The organism is Streptomyces atratus (genome assembly GCF_014648655.1).
In the GTDB taxonomy this organism is placed as follows: Bacteria; Actinomycetota; Actinomycetes; order Streptomycetales; family Streptomycetaceae; genus Streptomyces; species Streptomyces atratus.
On the sequence record NZ_BMRN01000004.1, the window covers coordinates 162,920 to 183,569 of the forward strand.

The following is a 20,650-nucleotide window of genomic DNA, read 5'->3' on the forward strand; positions in this document are numbered from 1 at the left end:
ACCGGCCGTCGGCCGTGACGAAGGGAAACGTCGGGTCAGGAGAGCAACTCCAGCTCCGCGAGCGTGCCTTCACCGGCGAACACGAGGCGGTAGTGGGCGTACGAGCCCGGATCGGTCACCGAGAACACCCGCGTCTGCCTGTCCCAGGCGAAGGGCTCGGCCGAGCGCTTGTCGAGGTCCTTCCACGTCGTGCCGTCCGACGAGCCCTGGAGGACCCAGCCGGCCGGGGCCCCGGCCGCCTTGTCCGATGTCAGCGTGTAGCGGACCACTTCCGTGGCCGAGGGGACCGGCAGGTCCACCGTGGCGACCTTCGCCGAGGTGGCCGATGTGTTGTCGAACAGGGCACCCTCGCCCTTCAGTACGTCCGCCTTCGGCGACGCCACCTTGTCGTCCGTGGTGATCGAGGTCGGCGCCGCGTCCTTGCCGGTGCCCCACGACGACGGCTCGGAACCCATGTCGAAGTCCAGCACACCGCCCTTGGCCAGCAGGTCGTGCGGCAGTGAAGTCGAGTTCCACTTCTTGCCGTTGACCTTCAGACCCTGCACATAGATGTTCTTCGCGCTGTTCTTCGGAGCCCTGACGACCAGGTCGTGGCCGTTCTCCAGATGGACCGTGGTCTTCGTGAAGAGCGGGGAGCCGATCGCGTACTCGCCACTGCCCATGACGAGCGGGTAGAAGCCGAGCGAGGAGAAGAGGTACCAGGCCGACTGCTCGCCGTTGTCCTCGTCGCCGTGGTAACCCTGGCCGATCTCGCTGCCCGTGTAGAGGCGGCTCAGGACCTCGCGGACCTTCTCCTGCGTCTTCCAGGGCTGCGCAGCCGCGTCGTACATATAGGTGACATGGTGCGCGACCTGGTTGCTGTGGCCGTACATGCCCATTCGTACGTCACGCGCCTCCGTCATCTCGTGGATGACACCGCCGTACGAGCCGACGAACTCCGGGCCCGCCGTCTCGGGAGTGGAGAAGTACGTGTCGAGCTTCTTGGCCAGGCCGTCGCGGCCGCCGTACAGGTTCGCCAGGCCCCGGCTGTCCTGCGGGGCCGTGAAGGCGTAGCCCCAGCCGTTCGTCTCCGTGTAGTCGTAGCCCCAGACCCGCGGGTCGTACTTCTCCGAGGGGAGCCGCCAGTCGCCCTTGGCGTCCTTGCCCTGGAAGAAGCCGGCCTTGTCGTCGAAGAGCTGGACGTAGTTGCGGGCGCGGTTCAGGAAGTACTCGGACTCCTCCTTGTACCGCTCCTTCTTCGTCTTCTTGTAGAGCGCCCGGCCCATCTGCGCGATGCCGTAGTCGTTGAGGTAGCCCTCCAGCGACCAGGACAGGCCCTCGTGCGTGGAGGTGTTCGCGTAGCCGACGAACGGGGACGTCTGCATGCCCTTGCGGCCGACGCCCGAGGACGGCGGGACCACGGTGGCGTTCTTCAGGGCCGCGTCGTAGGCCGCCTCGGCGTCGAACTTCACGCCCTTGACGTAGGCGTCCGCGAACGCGACATCCGAAGAGGTGCCGGTCATCAGGTCGGAGTAGCCGGGGGACGACCAGCGGGAGATCCAGCCGCCGTCCTTGTACTGCTGGACGAAGCCGTCCACCATCTCGCCGGCCCTGTCCGGCGTGAGGAGGGAGTACGCGGGCCACGTCGTCCGGTAGGTGTCCCAGAAGCCGTTGTTGACGTACACCTTGCCGTCGACAATCTTCGCCCCGGTGTGCGTCGGGGTGTCGGAGCCGACCTGCGGGGAGAAGGGGCTTGCGTACTTGTCCTTGCCGTCGACCCTCTCGAAGCCCGAGTTCGGGTACAGATACAGCCGGTACAGGCTGGAGTACAGCGTGGTCAGCTGGTCGGCCGTGGCGCCCTCGACCTCCACCTTGCCCAGGATGTCGTCCCAGGCCTGCTGCGCCCGGTCCTCCACCCGGCCGAAGGAACGGGAGGCGGGGATCTCGGCGGCGAGGTTCTGCTTCGCCTGGTCGATGCTGATCAGCGAGGTCGCCAGTCGCAGGCCGACCGTGCGGTCCTTGCCCGCGTCGAAGCGGAGGTAGCCCGTGACATCGTCGCCACCGCCGCCGGACAGCTTGCCGCTCGCGGTGACCGGCGCGTCGAAGACGCCGTGGACGAAGAGGCGGGTGGCGCCGGTCGAGCCGCCGCTCTTCACATCGGAGAAGCCGGTGAAGGAGCTGTTCTTCGGGTCGAGGGTGAGCCCGCCGTCGTTGGAGACGTTGTCGAAGACGATGCTCGCGTCGTCACCGGGATAGGTGAACCGCATCCGGGCGGCGTGGTCGGACGGTGTCATTTCGGCCTTGAGGCCGTTGTCGAATGTCACACCGTAGTAGTGCGGCTTCGCCGTCTCGTTCTCGTGGTGGAACGGCAGGGCCCGCGCCTTGCGGGAGGCGTCCGGGGTGCCGGAGACCGCCGACGGCATCAGCTGGAAGGTCTGTCGGTCGCCCATCCACGGGCTCGGTTCATGGCTGGCGCTGAACGCCTGGAGGGTGGGCAGGTTGTCGTCGTTGTTCCCGCGCGCGTAGTCGTACAGCCAGCTGGTCGACCCGGCGTTGGTGACCGGCGTCCAGAAGTTGAAGCCGTTCGGGACCGCGGTGGCGGGGAAGTTGTTGCCGCGCGAGAAACCACCGCTGGAGTTGGTGCCGCGGACCGTCGACGCGTAGTCGGAGAGGTGCGGGCGGCGCTTCTCGGGTGCCTTCGGGGCGATCTTGATGTCGTCGATCCAGCCCTGGAACTTCGCCGGGCCCTTGGGGGAGTCGTACGCCACCAGAATCCGGTCGACGGTCTTGCCCGCCGCGACCGTGCCGATCGTCGAGTCGACCTTGTTCCACTGGTTGACGTACAGCCGCTTGGCATCGGCCTGGCCCTGCGGTGTCAGCAGGCCGCCGTTGCTGTCGGTGGCCCGCAGATCGCTCAGATACGTACCGTCCGTGAACGCCAGGTCCACCGAGACATGCGTCGCCGGGTAGGAGAGGTCCGTCTCGCCCATCTGGGGGTAGACCAGATAGGAGAGTGAGGTGTCACGGGTGACAGCCGTGTTCACATCGAAGATCTTGTTGTACGAGTAGGCCCGGCCGTCCGCCTTGTGCGTACCGGCGTACCGCAGGGCCTTCTTGCCCGTGAAGCCGGCGCCCGCCTTGGCGGTGGGGGAGCCGGACGGGCCGCGGTCGATCTGGCTGCGCATCGAGTCGGGCGCCGGGACCGAGGTGTCGCCGTCGGAGAACTGGACGTCGGCGAGCTGGGTCGCGTCAGAGGCGCCGTTGTTCTTCGTGATCTGCAGACGGTAGTGCTGGTATGCCGTGTCAGATGTGAAATCGTACGACTTCGTCTGGAACCGCTCGGTGAACGTCTGGCCGGTCCGGGAGTCGAGGTCCTTCCAGTCCTTGCCGTCGGCGGATCCCTGGAGGGTCCAGTCCTTCGGATCGCGCTCGGCGTGATCATTGGCCGACGTCAGCGCGTATGTCACGACCTTCACGGGTTCGGTGAGATCGAACTCGACCCAGGCGGTGGGCTCGAAGGACAGCCACTTGGTGCCGGACTCCCCGTCGATCAGGTTCTCCTTCACCTCCCCGCCGCCGGTGTTCTCGTCGCTGGCGCGGACATCTGCCACCTTGTCCGTGACATTGCCCGGTATTCCTGCGGAGAAGCCGCCATCGACGCCCGATGACCGCTTCTTTCCGTCAGGACCTTCTTCGATGGTGTTGCGCCAGTCCGGCTGCTTTTCGTCCGTTTCGAAGGACGAACTGAATGTCCGTTCCCCCAAGGGGATTTGGCCCTTTTCGCCTGTCCCTGCCGACTGAGCGGCGGCCGCGGTGGGGGCTGTCACGACCAGAACCAGTGAAGCCGCGATCAGTGCGGCCGTACGGCTTTGTCTCTTGCGAGAACCATGTCGGGGCTGCATGCCGAGCCATTCCTCCCGAGGAAGTGCGCTTTGGACAACGTTGTCATGGAGATACGCAAGGTCCAGTAGGGAGCCAAGTGCCGGGATGTGTCAAGGGTGTTGGGCATGAATCGCCAGCGGAATCGACCGTAATGCGGAAATCGTTACACCCGGACCGGGGCGCAAGGGGTCCAGGTATCCGCGAGGTCTCAACTCGGGAAAGACTGCTGCTCAACCTTGCATTCGATCTTGCTCAGGCGGCCGTGAGTGGACTATACCTGTCGGCGTCCGCACAGCTTTTTCCGGCGCCGCGGACAAGGGGGACACGGGGGAACGGCCAAGGAGTGCACAACAAGTGCATCCGATGCCCGATCTTCCGAAGCCCCCCACTGCACATGGCTAGCCTGAGATCAGCACTACCCAAGCGCAACTGACCGCGGTGGCGGGGCCCTTCGCCTGAGGCGAGTTTCGACGGGCGACCGGTACACACCGCCTGAGTCCTGGAGAAGGCGAGGACTTGAGCATGGGATCCACCTCCGCCCACAAGAATGAGGGCCTTGGCCGTCGCGATGTGATCAAGCGATCGGCCGCACTCGGCCTGATCAGCGTTCCGACGATGGGCTTCCTGTCGGCGTGCGCCAGCGGCGACAGCAGCAGCGACAAGAAGGTCGAGAAGGGCAAGGTCACCAAGGCCAACCCGCTCGGCGTCAACGAGACGGCCCCGCTCGAGGTGGTCATCTTCGACGGCGGCTTCGGTCAGCAGTACGCGATCGACGCGGAGAAGAAGTACAACGCGGCGTTCCCGAAGGCCCCGAAGGTCAAGCACGTCGCGACCCAGAAGATCCAGTCGCAGCTCCAGCCGCGCTTCAACGGCGGCACCCCGCCGGACCTGATCGACAACTCCGGTGCCGAGCAGATGGACATGGGTGTCCTGGTCGGCAAGAAGCAGCTGCTCGACCTGACGCCGCTGATGGACGCCCCGTCCATCGACGACCCGTCCAAGAAGGTCCGCGACACGCTGCGCCCGGGTGTCCTGGAGATGGGTCAGTTCGACGGCGACCCGGTCTGGATCATGTACTACGCGTACACCGTGTACGGCGTCTGGTACTCGCAGACCGCGCTGGAGAAGCTCGACGCGGAGTACCCGGAGGACTGGGACGCCATGCTCGCCCTCTGCGCGAAGGCGAAGAAGCAGGGCATCGCGGGCTGGACGTACGCCGGTAAGTACCCGTACTACCTGCCGTTCTCGCTCTACCCGTTCATCGGCAAGATCGGTGGCCGGGAGGTTCTCGACAAGATCGACAACCTGGAGCCGAACGCCTGGAAGGACCCCGCGGTCAAGGCGGCGTTCGAGGCGTACTACGAGCTGTACAAGAAGGGGTACATCCTCAAGGGCACCCCCGGTCTGACCCACATCCAGTCGCAGACCGAGTGGACCAAGGGCAAGGCGCTCTTCCTCCCGAACGGTTCGTGGGTGGAGAACGAGGCCGCGCCGACCACGCCCAAGGACTTCAAGATGATGGTCGCGGCGCCGTCCAGCCTGGACTCGTCCGACAAGATGCCGTTCGGCACCATTTGGGCCTCCGGCGGCGAGCCCTTCGTCGTCCCGGCCAACGCGAAGAACCCCCAGGGCGGCATGGAGCAGCTGCGCATCATGCTCTCCGAGGAGTCCTCGAAGAACTTCACCAAGCAGGTCAAGTCGCTCAGCGCGTTCAACGGCGGCACCGACGGCCTGACCCTGTCGACCGCCATGCAGTCCGGTGTCGACGCGCTGAAGAAGGCCGGCGACAACGTGGTGAACCCGCGTCTGCAGGACTGGTACGTGAAGCTCCAGAAGGAGCAGATCGGCGTCGCCGGTATCGGCGAGATGATGGCCGGCCGCGCGACCCCGGCGGAAGCCATCAAGAAGATCCAGGCCTTCGCCGACGCGGCGGCCAAGGACCAGTCCATCAAGCACTACAAGCACCAGTGAGCAACCGTCACCAGCGGCGGCACCCGCGGAAAGATCGGGGTCGGTAAACGATGCAGCATGGCAAGTACCGTTTCATCGTGGGGTTCTTGGTAGTCCCACTGGCGTTGTACGCGGTCTTCGTCATTTGGCCGTTCATCCAGTCCATCTACTACTCGTTCACGGACTGGACCGGTCTGAGCCCGGACTTCAAGATGGTCGGGTTCGACAACTACACGAGGATGCTGAAGGACGACATCTTCTGGAAGTCGTTGCAGCACAGTGTGTTGCTCGTGCTGCTGCTGCCGCTGGTGACGCTGGGCCTGGCACTCTTCTTCGCCTTCATGCTCAATGTCGGAGGCCGGCGGCGCAAGAACGCCGCGGTCTCCGGCGTGCGCGGCTCGGGTTTCTACAAGATCGCCTACTTCTTCCCGCAGGTGCTCTCGATCGTCATCGTCGCCCTGCTCTTCCAGTTCGCTTTCAACCCCACCAGCGGGATGCTGAATTCGACGCTGAAGGCGATCGGCCTGGACTCCATCCAGCCGGACTGGCTGGGCGATCCGAACCTCGCGCTCATCTGTGTCATGTCGGTGCTGGTCTGGTCGACGGTAGGATTCTTCGTCGTTCTCTTCTCGGCCGGAATGGCGTCCATTCCGAAGGACTTCTACGAGGCGGCGCTCCTCGACGGCGCCAACCGCTTCACGACGTTCTTCCGGATCACGCTGCCGCTGCTCTGGGACACCGTGCAGTCGGGCTGGGTCTACATGGGGATCCTGGCGCTCGGTGTGGAGGCGTTCACCACGGTGCAGGTCATGACGGTGGGCCCCGGTGGTCCCGACTACTCGACCACGGTCCTTCCGCTGTACGTGTACCAGACGGCCTTCCGCGACGGGCAGGCCGGATACGCGACAACGATCGGTGTCGGACTGCTCATCGTCACCATGGCCTTCGCCGCCATCGTGATGCGACTGGGCCGGCGCGAGCGGCTGGAGTTCTGATGCTGCGATTGACGGGGGCCGGCCCCCGGATCACCGGCAGGCACCACAGGTCGGTCTCCGTGTCCGGCTCGAAAGTACGAGGTGAGTACACGTGAAGACGACTGACACCCCTCCCGCGGCACCGGCGGCCGACCTGGCACCCGTGGCCAAGGCGCCCGCGCCCGCCGTGAAGGAGAAGAGCAGCGAGGGTCAGGTCCTCAATGTCTTCTCGCACGGTGTGCTGATCATCTGGGCGATCCTGGTCGTCCTGCCGCTGCTCTGGGCGGTGATGGCGTCGTTCAAGACCGACGACTCGATCCTGTCGACGCCCTGGGCGCTGCCCGACAAGCTGCACTTCGAAAACTGGTCGCGCGCCTGGAGTCAGGCACACATGAGCGACTACTTCTTCAACACCGTCGTGGTGGTGGGCTGTTCGCTCGTCGGCACCCTGCTGCTCGGGTCGATGGCGGCGTACGTACTGGCGCGGTTCGACTTCCCCGGCAACCGCTTCATCTACTACCTGTTCATCGGCGGGATGAGCTTCCCGATCATCCTGGCGCTGGTCCCGCTGTTCTTCGTCATGAACAACATGGGCCTGCTGAACACGCGGCACGGGCTGATCATGGTCTACATCGCGTACTCGCTGCCGTTCACCGTCTTCTTCCTCACCTCGTTCTTCCGGACGCTGCCGACCTCGGTGGCGGAAGCGGCGATGCTCGACGGGGCCTCGCACTCCCGGACGTTCTTCCAGGTGATGCTGCCGATGGCGAAGCCCGGCCTGATCAGCGTCGGTATCTTCAACTTCCTCGGGCAGTGGAACCAGTACATGCTGCCAACGGTGCTCAATACCGATCCGGGCCACCGGGTGCTCTCCCAGGGGCTGGTCGAACTGGCCACCAGCCAGGGATACAAGGGTGACTGGTCCGGTCTCTTCGCCGGTCTGGTGATGGCGATGCTGCCGGTTCTCGCGGCCTACATCATCTTCCAGCGTCAGGTCGTCGCAGGGCTCACCGCGGGTGCGGTGAAGTAGCACCCCTACCCTCCGTACACATACGAACCGCCCGCCGGCCACGCGCCGGCGGGCGGTTCGCGTGTGCAGGTGGCTGCCTCGGTGCGGGCAATGGTGCTCATCCGAGGCTTCGCATGCTCAAGGTCTTGACGGGGAGCACCCCAAAACGCTCAGCTTAGAGTTCACATGTTAGAGAAAACGGTAGGAGTGAGAGAGTCGATGGAGACTCCGGGGTCGCAGACATCTCTGCATCGCGCCAACCTTGAGCGGGTCGTGCGCGCGGTACGTATGGCCGGCTCGCTCACCCAGGCGGAGATCGCACGGAGCACCGGCCTGTCAGCGGCCACCGTCTCCAATATCGTTCGCGAGCTGAAGGACGGCGGCACGGTCGAGGTGACCCCCACCTCGGCGGGCGGCCGCCGGGCCCGCAGCGTCTCGCTCAGCGGTGACGCGGGCATTGTGATCGGTGTCGACTTCGGGCATACGCATCTGAGGGTGGCGGTCGGCAATCTCGCCCACCAGGTGCTCGCCGAGGAGTCCGAGCCGATGGATGTCGACGCCTCGGCGGCGGAGGGGTTCGGGCGGGCGGAGCGGCTGGTCAAACGGCTGATCGAGACGACCGGGATCAGCCCGGACAAGGTGATCGGGGTCGGCCTCGGTGTTCCCGGCCCGATCGACGTCGAGTCCGGCACGCTGGGCTCCACGTCGATCCTGCCGGGCTGGACGGGCATCAACCCCAGCGAGGAGCTCGCAGGCCGGCTCGGCGTTCCGGTGTACGTCGACAACGACGCCAACCTCGGGGCGCTCGGCGAGCTGGTCTGGGGGAGCGGCCGCGGGGTCAGGGACCTCGCCTACATCAAGGTCGCCAGCGGTGTCGGCGCCGGTCTGGTGATCGACGGGAACATCTACCGGGGGCCGGGCGGCACGGCCGGTGAGATCGGGCACATCACGCTCGACGAATCGGGCCCGGTGTGCCGCTGCGGCAACCGGGGGTGCCTGGAGACGTTCACGGCCGCGCGGTACGTCCTTCCGCTGCTCCAGCCCAGTCACGGGCCCGATCTCACCATGGAACGGGTGGTCCAGCTGGCCCGCGGGGGCGATCCGGGCTGCCGTCGGGTGATCGGGGACGTCGGGCGGCACATCGGCAGCGGGGTGGCCAACCTCTGCAATCTGCTCAACCCCAGCCGGGTGGTGCTCGGCGGATCGCTCGCCGAGGCGGGCGAGTTGGTGCTCGCGCCGATCCGCGACTCGGTCTCCCGCTATGCCATTCCCAGTGCCGCCAGGCAGCTCTCGGTGCTGCCCGGGGCGCTCGGCGGCCGGGCCGAGGTGCTGGGCGCGCTGGCCCTCGTGCTGAGCGAGATGGGGGATTCACCCCTTTTGGAAAGCAGCCTGTCGACGGCCACGCCTGTCTTCACTTAGATAACGAATGGCACCGTTGTCATCTCGTTAAGAATTTACTCCTTGACGTTGACGTCGCGGCCGAGTTGACTTCCAGCCACCTCGGCCGCAACGTTGCGGCCTCGTCAGGGAGGCAAACCCGCAATGAACGCAATGACGCGACGCATCGTCATAGGCACGGCCGCAGTTTCGATGGCCGTCTCCCTCGCAGCCTGCGGCAAGGCGGGCGGCGACAAGGACAGCGGCAGCGGTGGCGACGGCAAGACCATCGGTCTGCTGCTGCCGGAGAACAAGACCACGCGTTACGAGACGTTCGACCGCCCCATCATGGAGGCGAAGATCAAGGCGCTCTGCGCCGACTGCGAGGTCAAGTACAACAACGCCGCGCAGGACACCGAGACCCAGAAGAAGCAGTTCGACGCGCTCGTCACGCAGGGTGTGAAGGTCATCATCCTCGACACCGTCGACTACAAGGCCGCGAAGTCCTGGGTCCAGCAGGCCGCGAAGAAGGACGTCAAGGTCGTCGCGTACGACCGTCTCGCGGAGGGGCCGATCTCCGCCTATGTGTCGTACGACAACGAGAAGATCGGCCAGCTCCAGGGTGAGGCACTGGTCAAGGCGCTGGGCGCCAAGGCCAAGGACAGCAACGTTGTCATGATCAACGGCTCGCCGACCGACCCGAACGCCCCCTTCTTCAAGAGGGGCGCGCACAGCGTCCTCGACAAGCAGGTCAAGAAGGTCGTCTACGAGCAGGACATCCCGGACTGGTCGGCGGACGAGGCCAACAAGAAGATGGGAGCGGCCATCGACTCCCTGGGCAAGGACGGCTTCCAGGGTGTCTACTCCGCCAACGACGGCATGGCCGGCGGCATCATCACGGCCCTGAAGAAGCAGGGTGTGAAGGTTCCGGTCGGCGGTCAGGACTCCGAGCTCGCCGGTCTGCAGCGCGTCATCGCGGGCGAGCAGACCTTCTCGATCTACAAGCAGATCAAGCCGGAGGCCGAGACCACCGCCGAGATCGCCGTCAGGCTGCTCAAGGGCGAGAAGATCGACGATCTGGCCCCGATCAAGGTCGACAGCCTCTCGGGCGAGTTCAAGGGCACCCCGTCGAAGCTGTACGACGCCTCGGTCGTGACCAAGGAGAACATCGCCTCCACGATCGTCGCGGACAAGGTCTACAAGGTCGAGGAGATCTGCACCGCCCAGTACAAGGCGGCCTGCGACGCAGCCGGCATCAAGTAACACCCGAGGGCAAGCTCCCCCGGGCACCTCTGCCAGTCCGGCACCCACCCCGTCAACGCCCCGCAAGCGGGGGTGGGCGCCGGACTCCTTCCCAGGTCCGGTTGTCTGACCGCCGCCGCCCCCTCGGGCGACGGCGGCGGCCCGACGACGGGACCTGGAGGCACGTCGTCACCCCGCTGTCTGTCGAGCGACGGCCCTCCGGGGCAGGACAGCGGTCGGACGACGGCCCTACCCCCCTGTGCTCAGCAGCACCATCCCCGCCGGTCAGGCGGCGAAGGAGATGATTCACGTGTCCGCTACGCCCGTGCTGGCGTTGCGCGGAATCTCCAAGCGGTTCGGCGCCGTCCAGGCGCTCACCGACGTGGACCTGGAGATTCACCCCGGCGAAGTGGTTGCCCTGGTCGGCGACAACGGCGCCGGCAAGTCGACCCTCGTCAAGACCATTTCGGGTGTCCACCCGATCGACGAAGGCGCCATCGAGTGGGAGGGCGAGACGGTCCGGATCAACCGGCCGAACGACGCCCAGGAGCTCGGAGTCGCCACCGTCTACCAGGACTTGGCCCTCTGCGACAACCTCGATGTCGTCGCCAACCTCTTCCTCGGCAGCGAACTGCGCAAGGCCTCCGTCCTCGACGAGATCGCGATGGAGAAGCGCGCCAAGGAACTGCTGGACACGCTGTCCATCCGGATCCCCAGCGTCCGCATCCCGGTCGCCTCGCTCTCCGGTGGTCAGCGCCAGGTCGTGGCCATCGCCCGCGCCCTGATCGGCGACCCCAAGGTCGTCATCCTGGACGAGCCGACCGCGGCCCTCGGCGTCGAACAGACCGCCCAGGTCCTCGACTTGGTCGAGCGGCTGCGCGAGCGTGGCCACGGCGTCATCCTCATCAGCCACAACATGGCCGACGTGCGCGCCGTCGCGGACAAGGTCGCGGTGCTCCGCCTGGGCCGCAACAACGGTGTCTTCGACGTCGCGAGCACCTCCCACGAAGAGATCATCGCCGCGATCACCGGCGCCACGGACAATGCCGTCACGCGCCGCCAGGCACGCACAGATACGAAGGAGGACGCGAAGTGAGCGACCTCGCCAAGACCCCCGGGACTTCCACCGAGAAGCCCGCCGCTGCGGCACCGGCCGCCGAGCAGCCGGCAGCCCCGGTCCCAGCCGTGGACCCGCGGCTCCTCGTACGTGAAGAGGGCTTCAAGGGCTACTGGTCGGAGTTCACCCGCAAGGTACGTGGTGGTGAGCTGGGCTCCCTGCCGGTCTTCGTCGGCCTGATCGTCATCGCGATCGTCTTCCAGTTCCAGAACAGCAACTTCCTCTCCGCCAGTTCCGTCGCCAACGTCGCGGTCTACAGCTCCGGCCTCGGCATCATGGCGGTCGGCATCGTGTTCGTCCTGCTGCTCGGCGAGATCGACCTCTCGGTCGGCTCGGTAGCCGGCGTCGGCGCGGCCGTCTGGGCCGTGCTCAACGTCAACAACGGCTGGAACGAGTGGCTCGCGATCATCGTCGCCGTGCTCTCCGGAATGGCTCTCGGTGCGCTGCACGGCTTCTTCTTCGCCAAGATCGGTGTACCGGCGTTCGTCGTCACCCTGGCTGGCTTTCTCGGCTGGAGCGGTCTTCAGGACTGGATGATGGGCGGGGAAGGCTCGATCAACACGCCGTCCGGCAGCGCCGTCGAGAACCTGACCAACTACTTCTTCGAGGACAAGGCCGCCGGCTACGGACTCGCCCTGGTCGCCGTCCTCGCGTACGCCGCCTCGCTCCTGGTGGACAGCAGGCGCCGCAAGACCGCAGGCCTGCCCGCCCGGCCGACCAGCGAGGTCGTGCTGCGCACCGCCGTCGTCGCGGTCCTGTGCTTCGTCGTCGCGTACGTCCTGAACGAACCCGAGGGCGCCCGTGGCCTGCCGCTCGCCCTGGTGCTCTTCCTCGCCGTCCTGATCGTCGCGGACTTCGTCGCCCGGCGCACGAGCTTCGGCCGTCAGGTCTTCGCCGTCGGCGGCAACCCGGAGGCCGCGCGCCGGGCCGGTATCAACGTCGACCGGGTCCGGATCACCGTCTTCGCCCTGTCCGGCACGCTGGGCGCCTTCGGCGGCCTCTTCATCGCCAGCCTCTCCGGCGGCGCCACCAAGAGCGTCGGCGGCGGCAACACGCTGATGCTGGTCATCGCCGCCGCCGTCATCGGCGGCACCAGCCTCTTCGGAGGCCGGGGCAAGGTCTGGTCCGCGCTGCTCGGCATGATCGTGATCCAGTCGATCCAGCAGGGCCTGAACATGATCGGTATGGCCAATGCCATTCAGTACATGATCACCGGCGCGGTTCTGCTGGCCGCCGTGGTCATCGACTCGGTCTCCCGCCGCACCCAGAAGACCGCAGGTCGCGCCTGACATCGCGCCCGCCCGATCCAGTGCCCGGCGCCCGATTCAGGCGCCGGGCACTGTCGGCTGCGGGGAGGGGTGTGACAGCACTTCCCCTGCCCGATGCCTGCGACGACGGACGGAACATTAGACTCATCGGATCGGCATGCTCGACCAGCTCGAACGCAAGGAGGAACGGGTGGCTCTGCTGACCCGCATCGGTGGACCGCGTGACCTGGACCGGCTCACTCCCGAGCAGCTGGACCAGCTCGCCGAAGAGATCCGGACCTTCCTGGTCGACGCCGTATCGAAGACCGGTGGCCACCTCGGCCCCAACCTGGGTGTGGTCGAGCTGACCATCGCCCTGCACCGGGTCTTCGATTCGCCGAAGGACAAGGTCCTCTGGGACACCGGCCACCAGAGCTACGTGCACAAGCTGCTCACCGGCCGCCAGGACTTCTCCAGGCTCAAGATGAAGGGCGGCCTGTCCGGCTACCCCTCGCAGGCCGAGTCCGAGCACGACGTCATCGAGAACTCGCACGCCTCCACGGTCCTCGGCTGGGCCGACGGCCTCGCCAAGGCCAACGAGGTCCTCAAGAAGGACGACCACGTCGTCGCGGTCATCGGTGACGGTGCGCTCACCGGCGGTATGGCCTGGGAGGCGCTGAACAACATCGCCGCCGCCAAGGACCGCCCCCTCGTCATCGTCGTCAACGACAACGAGCGCTCCTACGCCCCGACCATCGGCGGCCTCGCCAACCACCTGGCCACCCTGCGCACCACCGACGGTTACGAGCGCTTCCTGGCCCGCGGCAAGGACATCCTGGAGCGCACCCCCGTCGTCGGGAAGCCGCTGTACGAGACGCTGCACGGCGCCAAGAAGGGGCTGAAGGACTTCATCGCCCCGCAGGGCATGTTCGAGGACCTCGGCCTGAAGTACGTCGGTCCGATCGACGGCCACGACATCGAGGCCCTGGAGTCCGCGCTCCAGCGCGCCAAGCGCTTCGGCGGGCCCGTCATCGTGCACTGCCTCACCGAGAAGGGACGCGGCTACACCCCCGCCCTGCTCGACGAGGCCGACCGGTTCCACGCCGTCGGCAAGATCCACCCCGACACCGGCCTCCCGGTCGCCACATCGGGCCTCGACTGGACCTCCGTCTTCGGCGAGGAGATGGTCAAGCTCGGCAAGGAGCGCAAGGACATCGTCGCGATCACCGCGGCCATGCTCCAGCCGGTCGGCCTGACCAAGTTCGAGAAGGCGTTCCCGGACCGGATCTACGACGTCGGCATCGCCGAGCAGCACGGCGCGGTCTCCGCGGCCGGCCTCGCCACCGGCGGACTGCACCCCGTCTTCGCGGTGTACGCCACCTTCCTCAACCGCGCCTTCGACCAGGTCCTCATGGATGTCGCCCTGCACAAGTGCGGTGTGACGTTCGTCCTGGACCGTGCCGGTGTCACCGGCACGGACGGCGCCTCGCACAACGGCATGTGGGACATGTCGATCCTGCAGTGCGTGCCCACCCTGCGGATCGCCGCCCCGCGCGACGCCGACCAGGTCCGCGCCCAGCTGCGCGAGGCCGTCGAGGTCGACGACGCACCGACCGTGGTCCGCTTCTCCAAGGGCGCGGTCGGCCCGGCGGTCAAGGCCGTCGGCAGGGTCGGCGGCATGGACGTCCTGCGCGAGCCCGGCACCATCCGGCCGGACGTCCTCCTGGTCTCCGTGGGCGCGCTCGCCCCGATGTGCCTGGAGATCGCCGATCTGCTGGATGCCCAGGGCATCTCGACGACGGTGGTCGACCCGCGCTGGGTCAAGCCGGTCGACGAGGCCATGGCCCCACTCGCCGAGCAGCACCGCGTCGTCGTCACCGTCGAGGACAACAGCAGGGCCGGCGGCGTCGGCTCCGCAATCGCCCAGGCGCTGCGCGACGCCGGGGTGGACGTACCGCTGCGCGACTTCGGCATCCCGCCGCGCTTCCTCGACCACGCCTCCCGCAAGGAGGTCATGGCCGAGATCGGACTGACCGCGCCGGACATCGCCCGTCAGGTCACCGGCCTGGTCGCCAAGCTGGACGGCCGCTACGACACGGACACGGGCAGCAGCTCCGTGATCGAGCCCGTCCGCGACTGACCCGTACGACCCCGGTCCTCGCGGCCGGTACGCGATACGGCCAATGGGCCGGTCGGCCACCCTGTACGAGTGGTTCGACCGGCCCATTCGCGTGAAATCTCCTGATGCGGAGCCCTGCGCCGCAGATACGGTCCCAATCATGGCGTACACGACGAGTGCGTGGAGGTACGCCGGTGACTGCCCAGCAGGACACACCACCCAGCAGTGGCGGACTGTTCCGGACCAAGACGGTCGAACAGTCCATCCGCGATACCGAGGAGCCGGAGCACGCGCTCAAGAAGTCCCTCTCCGCGCTGGACCTCACAGTCTTCGGAGTGGGCGTCATCATCGGCACCGGCATCTTCGTGCTCACCGGCAAGGTGGCCAAGGAGACCGCGGGTCCCGCCACCGCCCTCGCCTTCGTGGTCGCGGGCATCGTCTGCGCCCTGGCCGCGCTCTGCTACGCCGAGTTCGCCTCCACCGTCCCGGTCGCCGGCTCCGCCTACACCTTCGCGTACGCCTCGCTCGGCGAACTGGTCGCCTGGATCATCGGCTGGGACCTGGTGCTGGAGTTCGCACTCGGCACGGCGGTGGTGGCGGTCGGCTGGTCCGGTTATGTCCGCTCGCTGATGGACAACTTCGGCTGGAACATGCCCGAAGTGCTCTCCGGACCCGATGTGGCGAAAGGATTCGGCTTCGACATCCTGGCTTTCGGCCTGGTACTCGTCCTGACCGTCGTGCTGGTGCTCGGCATGAAGCTCTCCGCCCGGGTCACCACCATTGTGGTGGCCATCAAGATCGCCGTGGTCCTGATCGTGATCATCGCGGGACTGTTCTTCGTCAACGCCGCCAACTACTCGCCCTTCATCCCCGAGGCACAGCCACAGCCCTCCGGTTCCGGACTGACCGCACCGCTGATCCAGCTGATCTTCGGCTACGCGCCCACGAACTTCGGCGTCCTGGGCATCTTCACCGCCGCCTCCGTCGTCTTCTTCGCCTTCATCGGCTTCGACGTGGTGGCCACCGCCGCCGAGGAGACGAAGGTTCCGCAACGTGACATGCCACGTGGCATCCTCGCTTCGCTCCTCATCTGCACCGTGCTCTATGTCGCCGTGTCACTTGTGGTCACGGGCATGCAGAACTACAGAGAGCTGTCGGTCGAGGCCCCGCTGGCCGATGCCTTCAAGGCCGTCGGCCATCCTGTCTACGCGGGATTCATCAGCTTCGGCGCAGCGATCGGCCTCACCACGGTCTGCCTGATCCTGCTGCTCGGGCAGACCCGGGTGTTCTTCGCGATGAGCCGCGACGGTCTGCTCCCGAGGTTCTTCTCCGTGACGCATCCCCGCTTCCGCACGCCGTACCGCCCGACCATCCTGCTCGGCGTGATCATCGCGATCGTCGCGGGCTTCACGAGCATCAACGAACTGGCGACACTGGTGAACATCGGCACGCTCTTCGCGTTCGTCGTCGTGGCCCTGGGTGTCATGGTGCTGCGCCGCACCCGCCCCGATCTGCACCGCGCGTTCCGTACCCCGTGGGTGCCGCTGCTCCCGATCCTCTCGGTGGCCGCCTCGGTCTGGCTGATGCTCAATCTGCCGGCCGAGACCTGGCTGCGGTTCGCTGTCTGGATGGCCATCGGCGTGGTCATCTACTTCGCGTACGGGCGCAGGCGCAGCCGGATCAACGAGCCCGTCGGCCGGCCGTAGATCAGTCGCTGCGCGACGGAGGCGGCGGCCGTACCGCACGAGGGCCCACGCACTGCGCTCCGTACGCCTCCACCCGCTGCCGCAGCCCCCGGTCGGCGGTGACGACCACACAGATACGGGCCTGCGGACGGGACATGGCGTCGGCGACCAGCTCGACGATCCGGTCGTCACCGCTCCCGGGGGCCGATTCCACCCGTACCCCGGGAAGCGATTCGACGCCCCGGGCCGCGCCCTCGACGACCAGGATCAGCTCGGCGCGACCGGGAAAGGAGTCCAGACCGTCCGCGGCGAACGGGACCAGCGAATCCCGCAGCCGTACGGCCGCTGCACGCCGGTCCCGCCACCATCCGTCCGGTACCGACCCGACCACATTGGCCGCGTCGACGATCAGCAGGGTCGGTTCGCTCAGCATTCCCGAAGGGTGCCATGTGCCGACCGCGGCCGGAGTCCGTCAGCCGCCGGTGGCCGGTGACTTCTTCGCGGACTCCGGGATCGTGGCGTCCTCGCGGATCGCCTTCCACAACGTGTCGGCCTGCGGCTGTGCCGCCACGACCCGGTTCGGATCGGCCTTGTCGTACGCCACCGGGAGCATGATCGTCTCCATCGAGGCAGGATCGACGCCCTGCATGGAGCGGGCGAACTTCGACAGCGACGTCAGCGAGGCGAGACCGTCGTCGGTCGTCAGCGACTCGGTCGCCGAGTTGGCGATCTTGTACGTGCTCGTCGGGCTGCTCAGCAGATCCTGCGACTTGACCTCGCTCAGCAGGGCGAGGAGGAACTGCTGCTGAAGCCCGATCCGGCCGAGGTCGCTGCCGTCCCCGATGCCATGGCGGGTACGGACATACGCGAGGGACTCGGTGCCGTCGAGCTTGTGCGGGCCCTTGGTGAGGTCGAGGCCGGACGACTTGTCGTGGATGTCCTGCGGAACATCGACCGTGACGCCGCCGATCGCGTCGACCAGATCCTTGAACCCGGCGAAGTTGATCTCCAGGTAGTGGTCGATCCGGACCTTGGACATCTTCTCGACGGTCTTGACCACACAGGCCGGACCGACCTGCGAATAGACGGAGTTGAACATCACGCGGTTCGCCGACGGAACAGCCGAGCCGTCGGCCTTCGTGCACTCGGGCCGGGTCACCAGGGTGTCACGGGGTATGGACACGGCGACGGCCTTGGTGCGGCCCTCGGGAATGTGCACCACCATCGCGGTGTCGGACCGGGCGCCGCTGACGTTTCCGCCGCCGCCCAGCTCCTTGTTCTCGGCACCGGCCCGCGAGTCGGAGCCGAGAACCAGCAGGTTCTGACCGCTGGTCGGCAGCTTCTCGGGGCGGTCGTCGCCGAGCGCCTTGTCGATGTCGACGCCCTTGATGTTCCCGTCGAGGCTGCTGTAGAGCCAGTAGACGGTGCCACCGGCGGCGAGCAGCAGGATGAGCAGGACGCTGAGGGTGATCTTGAGGCCGCGGCGGCGCTTGCGAGGGGCTCCCTGCCGCTTCCGTCCGCCGCCACCGGAGGCCGGACGACCGTCGTGCGTGCCCTGTGTCATGGCGTCGTGGCTCATCCTGGTCGAGTCCTCAAATCTCATGGCCCGAGGTGGGCTGTGAAGTGCGTGGGACTCGGGTGGGGGGTGTGGCCGGTCCGTGCATGCATGACTGAGCGTGCACTATAGAACAGAGGATCGTGCGAATGGGTGTTTTGGCCCTGGAATCATGATCTGCACTGCTCGAACTACTATTCGTTCATGACTTGGTTGATCACGGGTGGGGCAGGCTTCATCGGGGCGCATGTCGTCCGCGCTATGCGCGAGGCCGGTGAGTCGGTCGTCGTGTACGACGATCTCTCGACGGGCGACCGCTCGCGCGTGCCCGCGGATGTCCCGTTCGTCCAGGGATCGACGCTCGACGCGGCCCTGCTGCGCAGCACCTTGGCGGAACTGCCGGTGCGGGGGGTGGTCCACCTCGCCGCGAAGAAGCAGGTGGCGGAGTCCGTCGAGCGCCCGCTGTTCTACTACCGGGAGAACGTGCAGGGCCTGCAGACCCTGCTGGAGGCCGTGGCCGACAGCGAGGTGCGGGCGTTCCTCTTTTCCTCGTCGGCGGCCGTCTACGGAATGCCCGACGTACCGGTGGTGACGGAGACGACCCCGTGCGCCCCGATCAACCCCTACGGCGAGACCAAGCTGACGGGCGAGTGGATGGTGCGTGCCGCGGGGAAGGCGCACGGCATTGCCACCGCCTCGATGCGGTACTTCAACGTCGCCGGCGCGGCCACACCGGACCTCGCCGACACGGGCGTCTTCAACCTGGTGCCCATGGTTTTCGAGAAACTCACGCGGGGCGAGGCGCCGGTGGTGTTCGGTGACGACTACGACACCGAGGACGGCACCTGCGTGCGCGACTTCATCCACGTCGCCGACATCGCCTCGGCGCACCTGGCCGCGGCGCGAGCACTCCTCGACCGTGAGCCGGGAACCGACCTGACCGTCAACATCGGCCGCGGGGAGGGTGTCTCCGTGCGGGAGATGATCGAACTGATCGGGGAAGTGACCGGATACGGTGCCGCCGCCACGCCCGTGAGCGCCCCGCGCCGGGCCGGTGACCCTGCCCGCGTCGTGGCCGCCGCCGACCGAATCCGCGGCGAGCTGGGCTGGCACGCGCAGCACGATGCGCGTGCCATGGTCGCTTCGGCATGGGCCGGGTGGTGTCTGCGGATGCCGCAGGCGCGGCGCTGAACCGAGTGTCGTCGACCCGCCGGGGCGGGTCGACGCTGAGCATATGATGTGTCGGCCCTGTGAGGGCAGGATGAAGAACCGGTGAGGCGGAGAGGGTGTCGCGGGTCATGCGGAGAAGAGGACCGGACTCCGTGAGCAGTGCCCGCCCTCTCGTCCCGTCGTCCGGGTGCCACCAGGTCTCCGGAACGCCGCGTGGCCGCTGGATGCCGCTCGGCAGGGACGGCAGGCTCACGCTCTACGCCCGCACGGACGGCGGTCTGTTGCGCTGGACGCAGCGGAGTCCGGGCGGGGACCGGTGGGACGGCCCGGAGTTCGTGCCGATCGCGGACCTGACGGACCTGACCGTCGTTCAGGGTGCCGACTCGTACGTGCACTTCCTCGGGCGGCGTGAACGCCGTGGTTCCGACGGGCCGGGCGTGGACTTCGTGCACGCCATCCAGTACCAGACCGGTCGTCCCGTCACCGAATGGCGCTCCCTCGGCAACTTCTACCGTGACCGGGAGGCGGGTCGGAAGGTCGGTGCGCCGGCCGGGGCAGTCGACGCGCAGGGCACTGTCTTCGTCTTCGTGCGCAACGCGGGTCGCGGACTACAGGTGCGCCGTGAGGGGAAGGGCGGTAAATGGGGAGCCTGGCAGGACCTCAAGGGGGCCGGGCTCGCCGCCGAACTTGTGCCGTCGGTGACCTCGAGCGGGCTCGTGGAGGTCTTCGCGCCCAGTGATCACGGGGTGCAGCAGTGGCGTCAGGATGATCCGGACGGCCCGCTGCAGATCGCCCCGCCCTTGCAGTTCTATGCGCTGGCGGGTTCCGTGACGGCGCTGGAGACGGCGCCGGACCGCCTCACCTACTACTGGACCGATACGAACACGGCAGGCGTCGTCGCCTACCGTGCGGGCGCCTGGCCGGTGCCGGTGGGCGGGTACCCCGGGGACGGCGCCGTCGTGGCGCTGCGCGCCCCGCTCGACGGTTACGACTGCACGGTTCTCGCGCAGCGCGGGGCGGGTGGCACTCTGCTGATCGGGGTCTGCGGTACCGAGGGGGAGCAGCACGGCGTCTGGTGGTCGGACACCACCGAGGAGTGCGTCGGTGACCCCGCGCTGGCCCTCGACGGACACGGTCGCGTCGTCGTAGCGATTCGCGGGCGGGACGGGGTCGTGTCCGTCGCCCGGCAGGAAGTGGGGCCCGGGCTCACGCTCTCGCCGCACTGGCACCGGCTGTGACCCGACGGAGGAGGGCGTCCCGGATCGCCCTCCGGGGTGCCGAGCGACATAGGTGCGTCACCTCGATGTCATGCGATGTTCTCGTGAAGTTGTAAAAGGTTGTACA

At 67.2% G+C, this 20,650-nt stretch carries 14 protein-coding genes; 11 read left to right on the plus strand and 3 right to left on the minus strand.

The window, feature by feature from the left end; all coding sequences use genetic code 11:
- Positions 1-35: 35 nt before the first annotated feature.
- Complete coding sequence (locus tag IEZ15_RS08765; RefSeq protein WP_189275561.1) at positions 36-3,881, minus strand: GH92 family glycosyl hydrolase; 3,846 nt, start codon at positions 3,879-3,881, stop codon at positions 36-38.
- 502 nt (positions 3,882-4,383) lie between these two features.
- Between IEZ15_RS08765 and ngcE the strand changes: the two genes are divergently transcribed.
- From ngcE to IEZ15_RS08810, 9 genes are all read left to right on the plus strand, one after another.
- The gene (gene ngcE, locus IEZ15_RS08770) at positions 4,384-5,832 is read left to right on the plus strand and encodes an N-acetylglucosamine/diacetylchitobiose ABC transporter substrate-binding protein (protein WP_114247262.1); all 1,449 of its coding nucleotides are present in this window, start codon (positions 4,384-4,386) and stop codon (positions 5,830-5,832) included.
- Positions 5,833-5,882: 50 nt separating this feature from the next.
- A complete protein-coding gene (locus IEZ15_RS08775; RefSeq protein ID WP_114247263.1) occupies positions 5,883-6,806 on the plus strand; it encodes a carbohydrate ABC transporter permease in 924 nt (307 codons plus the stop codon).
- Positions 6,807-6,897: 91 nt separating this feature from the next.
- Complete coding sequence (locus IEZ15_RS08780) at positions 6,898-7,815, plus strand: carbohydrate ABC transporter permease (RefSeq protein ID WP_114247264.1); 918 nt, start codon at positions 6,898-6,900, stop codon at positions 7,813-7,815.
- Between the two features lie 198 nt (positions 7,816-8,013).
- Complete coding sequence (locus IEZ15_RS08785; RefSeq protein ID WP_189275563.1) at positions 8,014-9,213, plus strand: ROK family transcriptional regulator; 1,200 nt, start codon at positions 8,014-8,016, stop codon at positions 9,211-9,213.
- A gap of 123 nt (positions 9,214-9,336) precedes the next feature.
- Positions 9,337-10,434 (plus strand): substrate-binding domain-containing protein, encoded by a 1,098-nt coding sequence (locus IEZ15_RS08790; RefSeq protein WP_373302528.1) that lies wholly within the window; start codon positions 9,337-9,339, stop codon positions 10,432-10,434.
- Positions 10,435-10,714: 280 nt separating this feature from the next.
- On the plus strand, positions 10,715-11,509 hold the full coding sequence (locus IEZ15_RS08795; RefSeq protein WP_114249365.1) for an ATP-binding cassette domain-containing protein: 795 nt from the start codon (positions 10,715-10,717) through the stop codon (positions 11,507-11,509).
- A complete protein-coding gene (locus IEZ15_RS08800) occupies positions 11,506-12,819 on the plus strand; it encodes a sugar ABC transporter permease (RefSeq protein WP_189275565.1) in 1,314 nt (437 codons plus the stop codon). Before IEZ15_RS08795 ends, IEZ15_RS08800 begins: the two co-directional genes overlap by 4 nt.
- A gap of 169 nt (positions 12,820-12,988) precedes the next feature.
- Positions 12,989-14,917 carry a 1-deoxy-D-xylulose-5-phosphate synthase gene (dxs, locus tag IEZ15_RS08805; protein WP_114249366.1) on the plus strand — a complete coding sequence of 643 codons (1,929 nt, stop codon included), beginning with the start codon at positions 12,989-12,991 and terminating at the stop codon, positions 14,915-14,917.
- 173 nt (positions 14,918-15,090) lie between these two features.
- Positions 15,091-16,602 (plus strand): amino acid permease, encoded by a 1,512-nt coding sequence (locus tag IEZ15_RS08810; protein ID WP_229845803.1) that lies wholly within the window; start codon positions 15,091-15,093, stop codon positions 16,600-16,602.
- Position 16,603: 1 nt separating this feature from the next.
- On the opposite strand, the gene IEZ15_RS08815 is transcribed toward IEZ15_RS08810, so the two are convergent.
- A complete protein-coding gene (locus IEZ15_RS08815; protein ID WP_189275569.1) occupies positions 16,604-17,014 on the minus strand; it encodes a PIN domain-containing protein in 411 nt (136 codons plus the stop codon).
- A 39-nt stretch (positions 17,015-17,053) separates the two neighbouring features.
- Entirely contained in the window at positions 17,054-18,145 is a 1,092-nt protein-coding gene (locus IEZ15_RS08820; RefSeq protein ID WP_373302537.1) for an LCP family protein, read from the minus strand.
- Between the two features lie 195 nt (positions 18,146-18,340).
- Between IEZ15_RS08820 and galE the strand changes: the two genes are divergently transcribed.
- Together galE and IEZ15_RS08830 are read left to right on the plus strand one after the other, a co-directional pair.
- Complete coding sequence (galE, locus tag IEZ15_RS08825; RefSeq protein ID WP_189275573.1) at positions 18,341-19,327, plus strand: UDP-glucose 4-epimerase GalE; 987 nt, start codon at positions 18,341-18,343, stop codon at positions 19,325-19,327.
- A gap of 131 nt (positions 19,328-19,458) precedes the next feature.
- Entirely contained in the window at positions 19,459-20,544 is a 1,086-nt protein-coding gene (locus IEZ15_RS08830; protein WP_229845804.1) for a PLL family lectin, read from the plus strand.
- The last annotated feature ends 106 nt before the right edge of the window (positions 20,545-20,650 follow it).

Bases quoted from the DNA above. Each gene is read 5' to 3' on its own strand.
- IEZ15_RS08765 (WP_189275561.1), bottom strand. From the start codon at position 3,881: ATGCAGCCCCGACATGGTTCTCGCAAGAGACAAAGCCGTACGGCCGCA.
- ngcE (WP_114247262.1), top strand. From the start codon at position 4,384: ATGGGATCCACCTCCGCCCACAAGAATGAGGGCCTTGGCCGTCGCGAT.
- IEZ15_RS08775 (WP_114247263.1), top strand. From the start codon at position 5,883: ATGCAGCATGGCAAGTACCGTTTCATCGTGGGGTTCTTGGTAGTCCCA.
- IEZ15_RS08785 (WP_189275563.1), top strand. From the start codon at position 8,014: ATGGAGACTCCGGGGTCGCAGACATCTCTGCATCGCGCCAACCTTGAG.
- IEZ15_RS08790 (WP_373302528.1), top strand. From the start codon at position 9,337: ATGAACGCAATGACGCGACGCATCGTCATAGGCACGGCCGCAGTTTCG.
- IEZ15_RS08795 (WP_114249365.1), top strand. From the start codon at position 10,715: ATGATTCACGTGTCCGCTACGCCCGTGCTGGCGTTGCGCGGAATCTCC.
- IEZ15_RS08815 (WP_189275569.1), bottom strand. From the start codon at position 17,014: ATGCTGAGCGAACCGACCCTGCTGATCGTCGACGCGGCCAATGTGGTC.
- IEZ15_RS08820 (WP_373302537.1), bottom strand. From the start codon at position 18,145: ATGACACAGGGCACGCACGACGGTCGTCCGGCCTCCGGTGGCGGCGGA.
- galE (WP_189275573.1), top strand. From the start codon at position 18,341: ATGACTTGGTTGATCACGGGTGGGGCAGGCTTCATCGGGGCGCATGTC.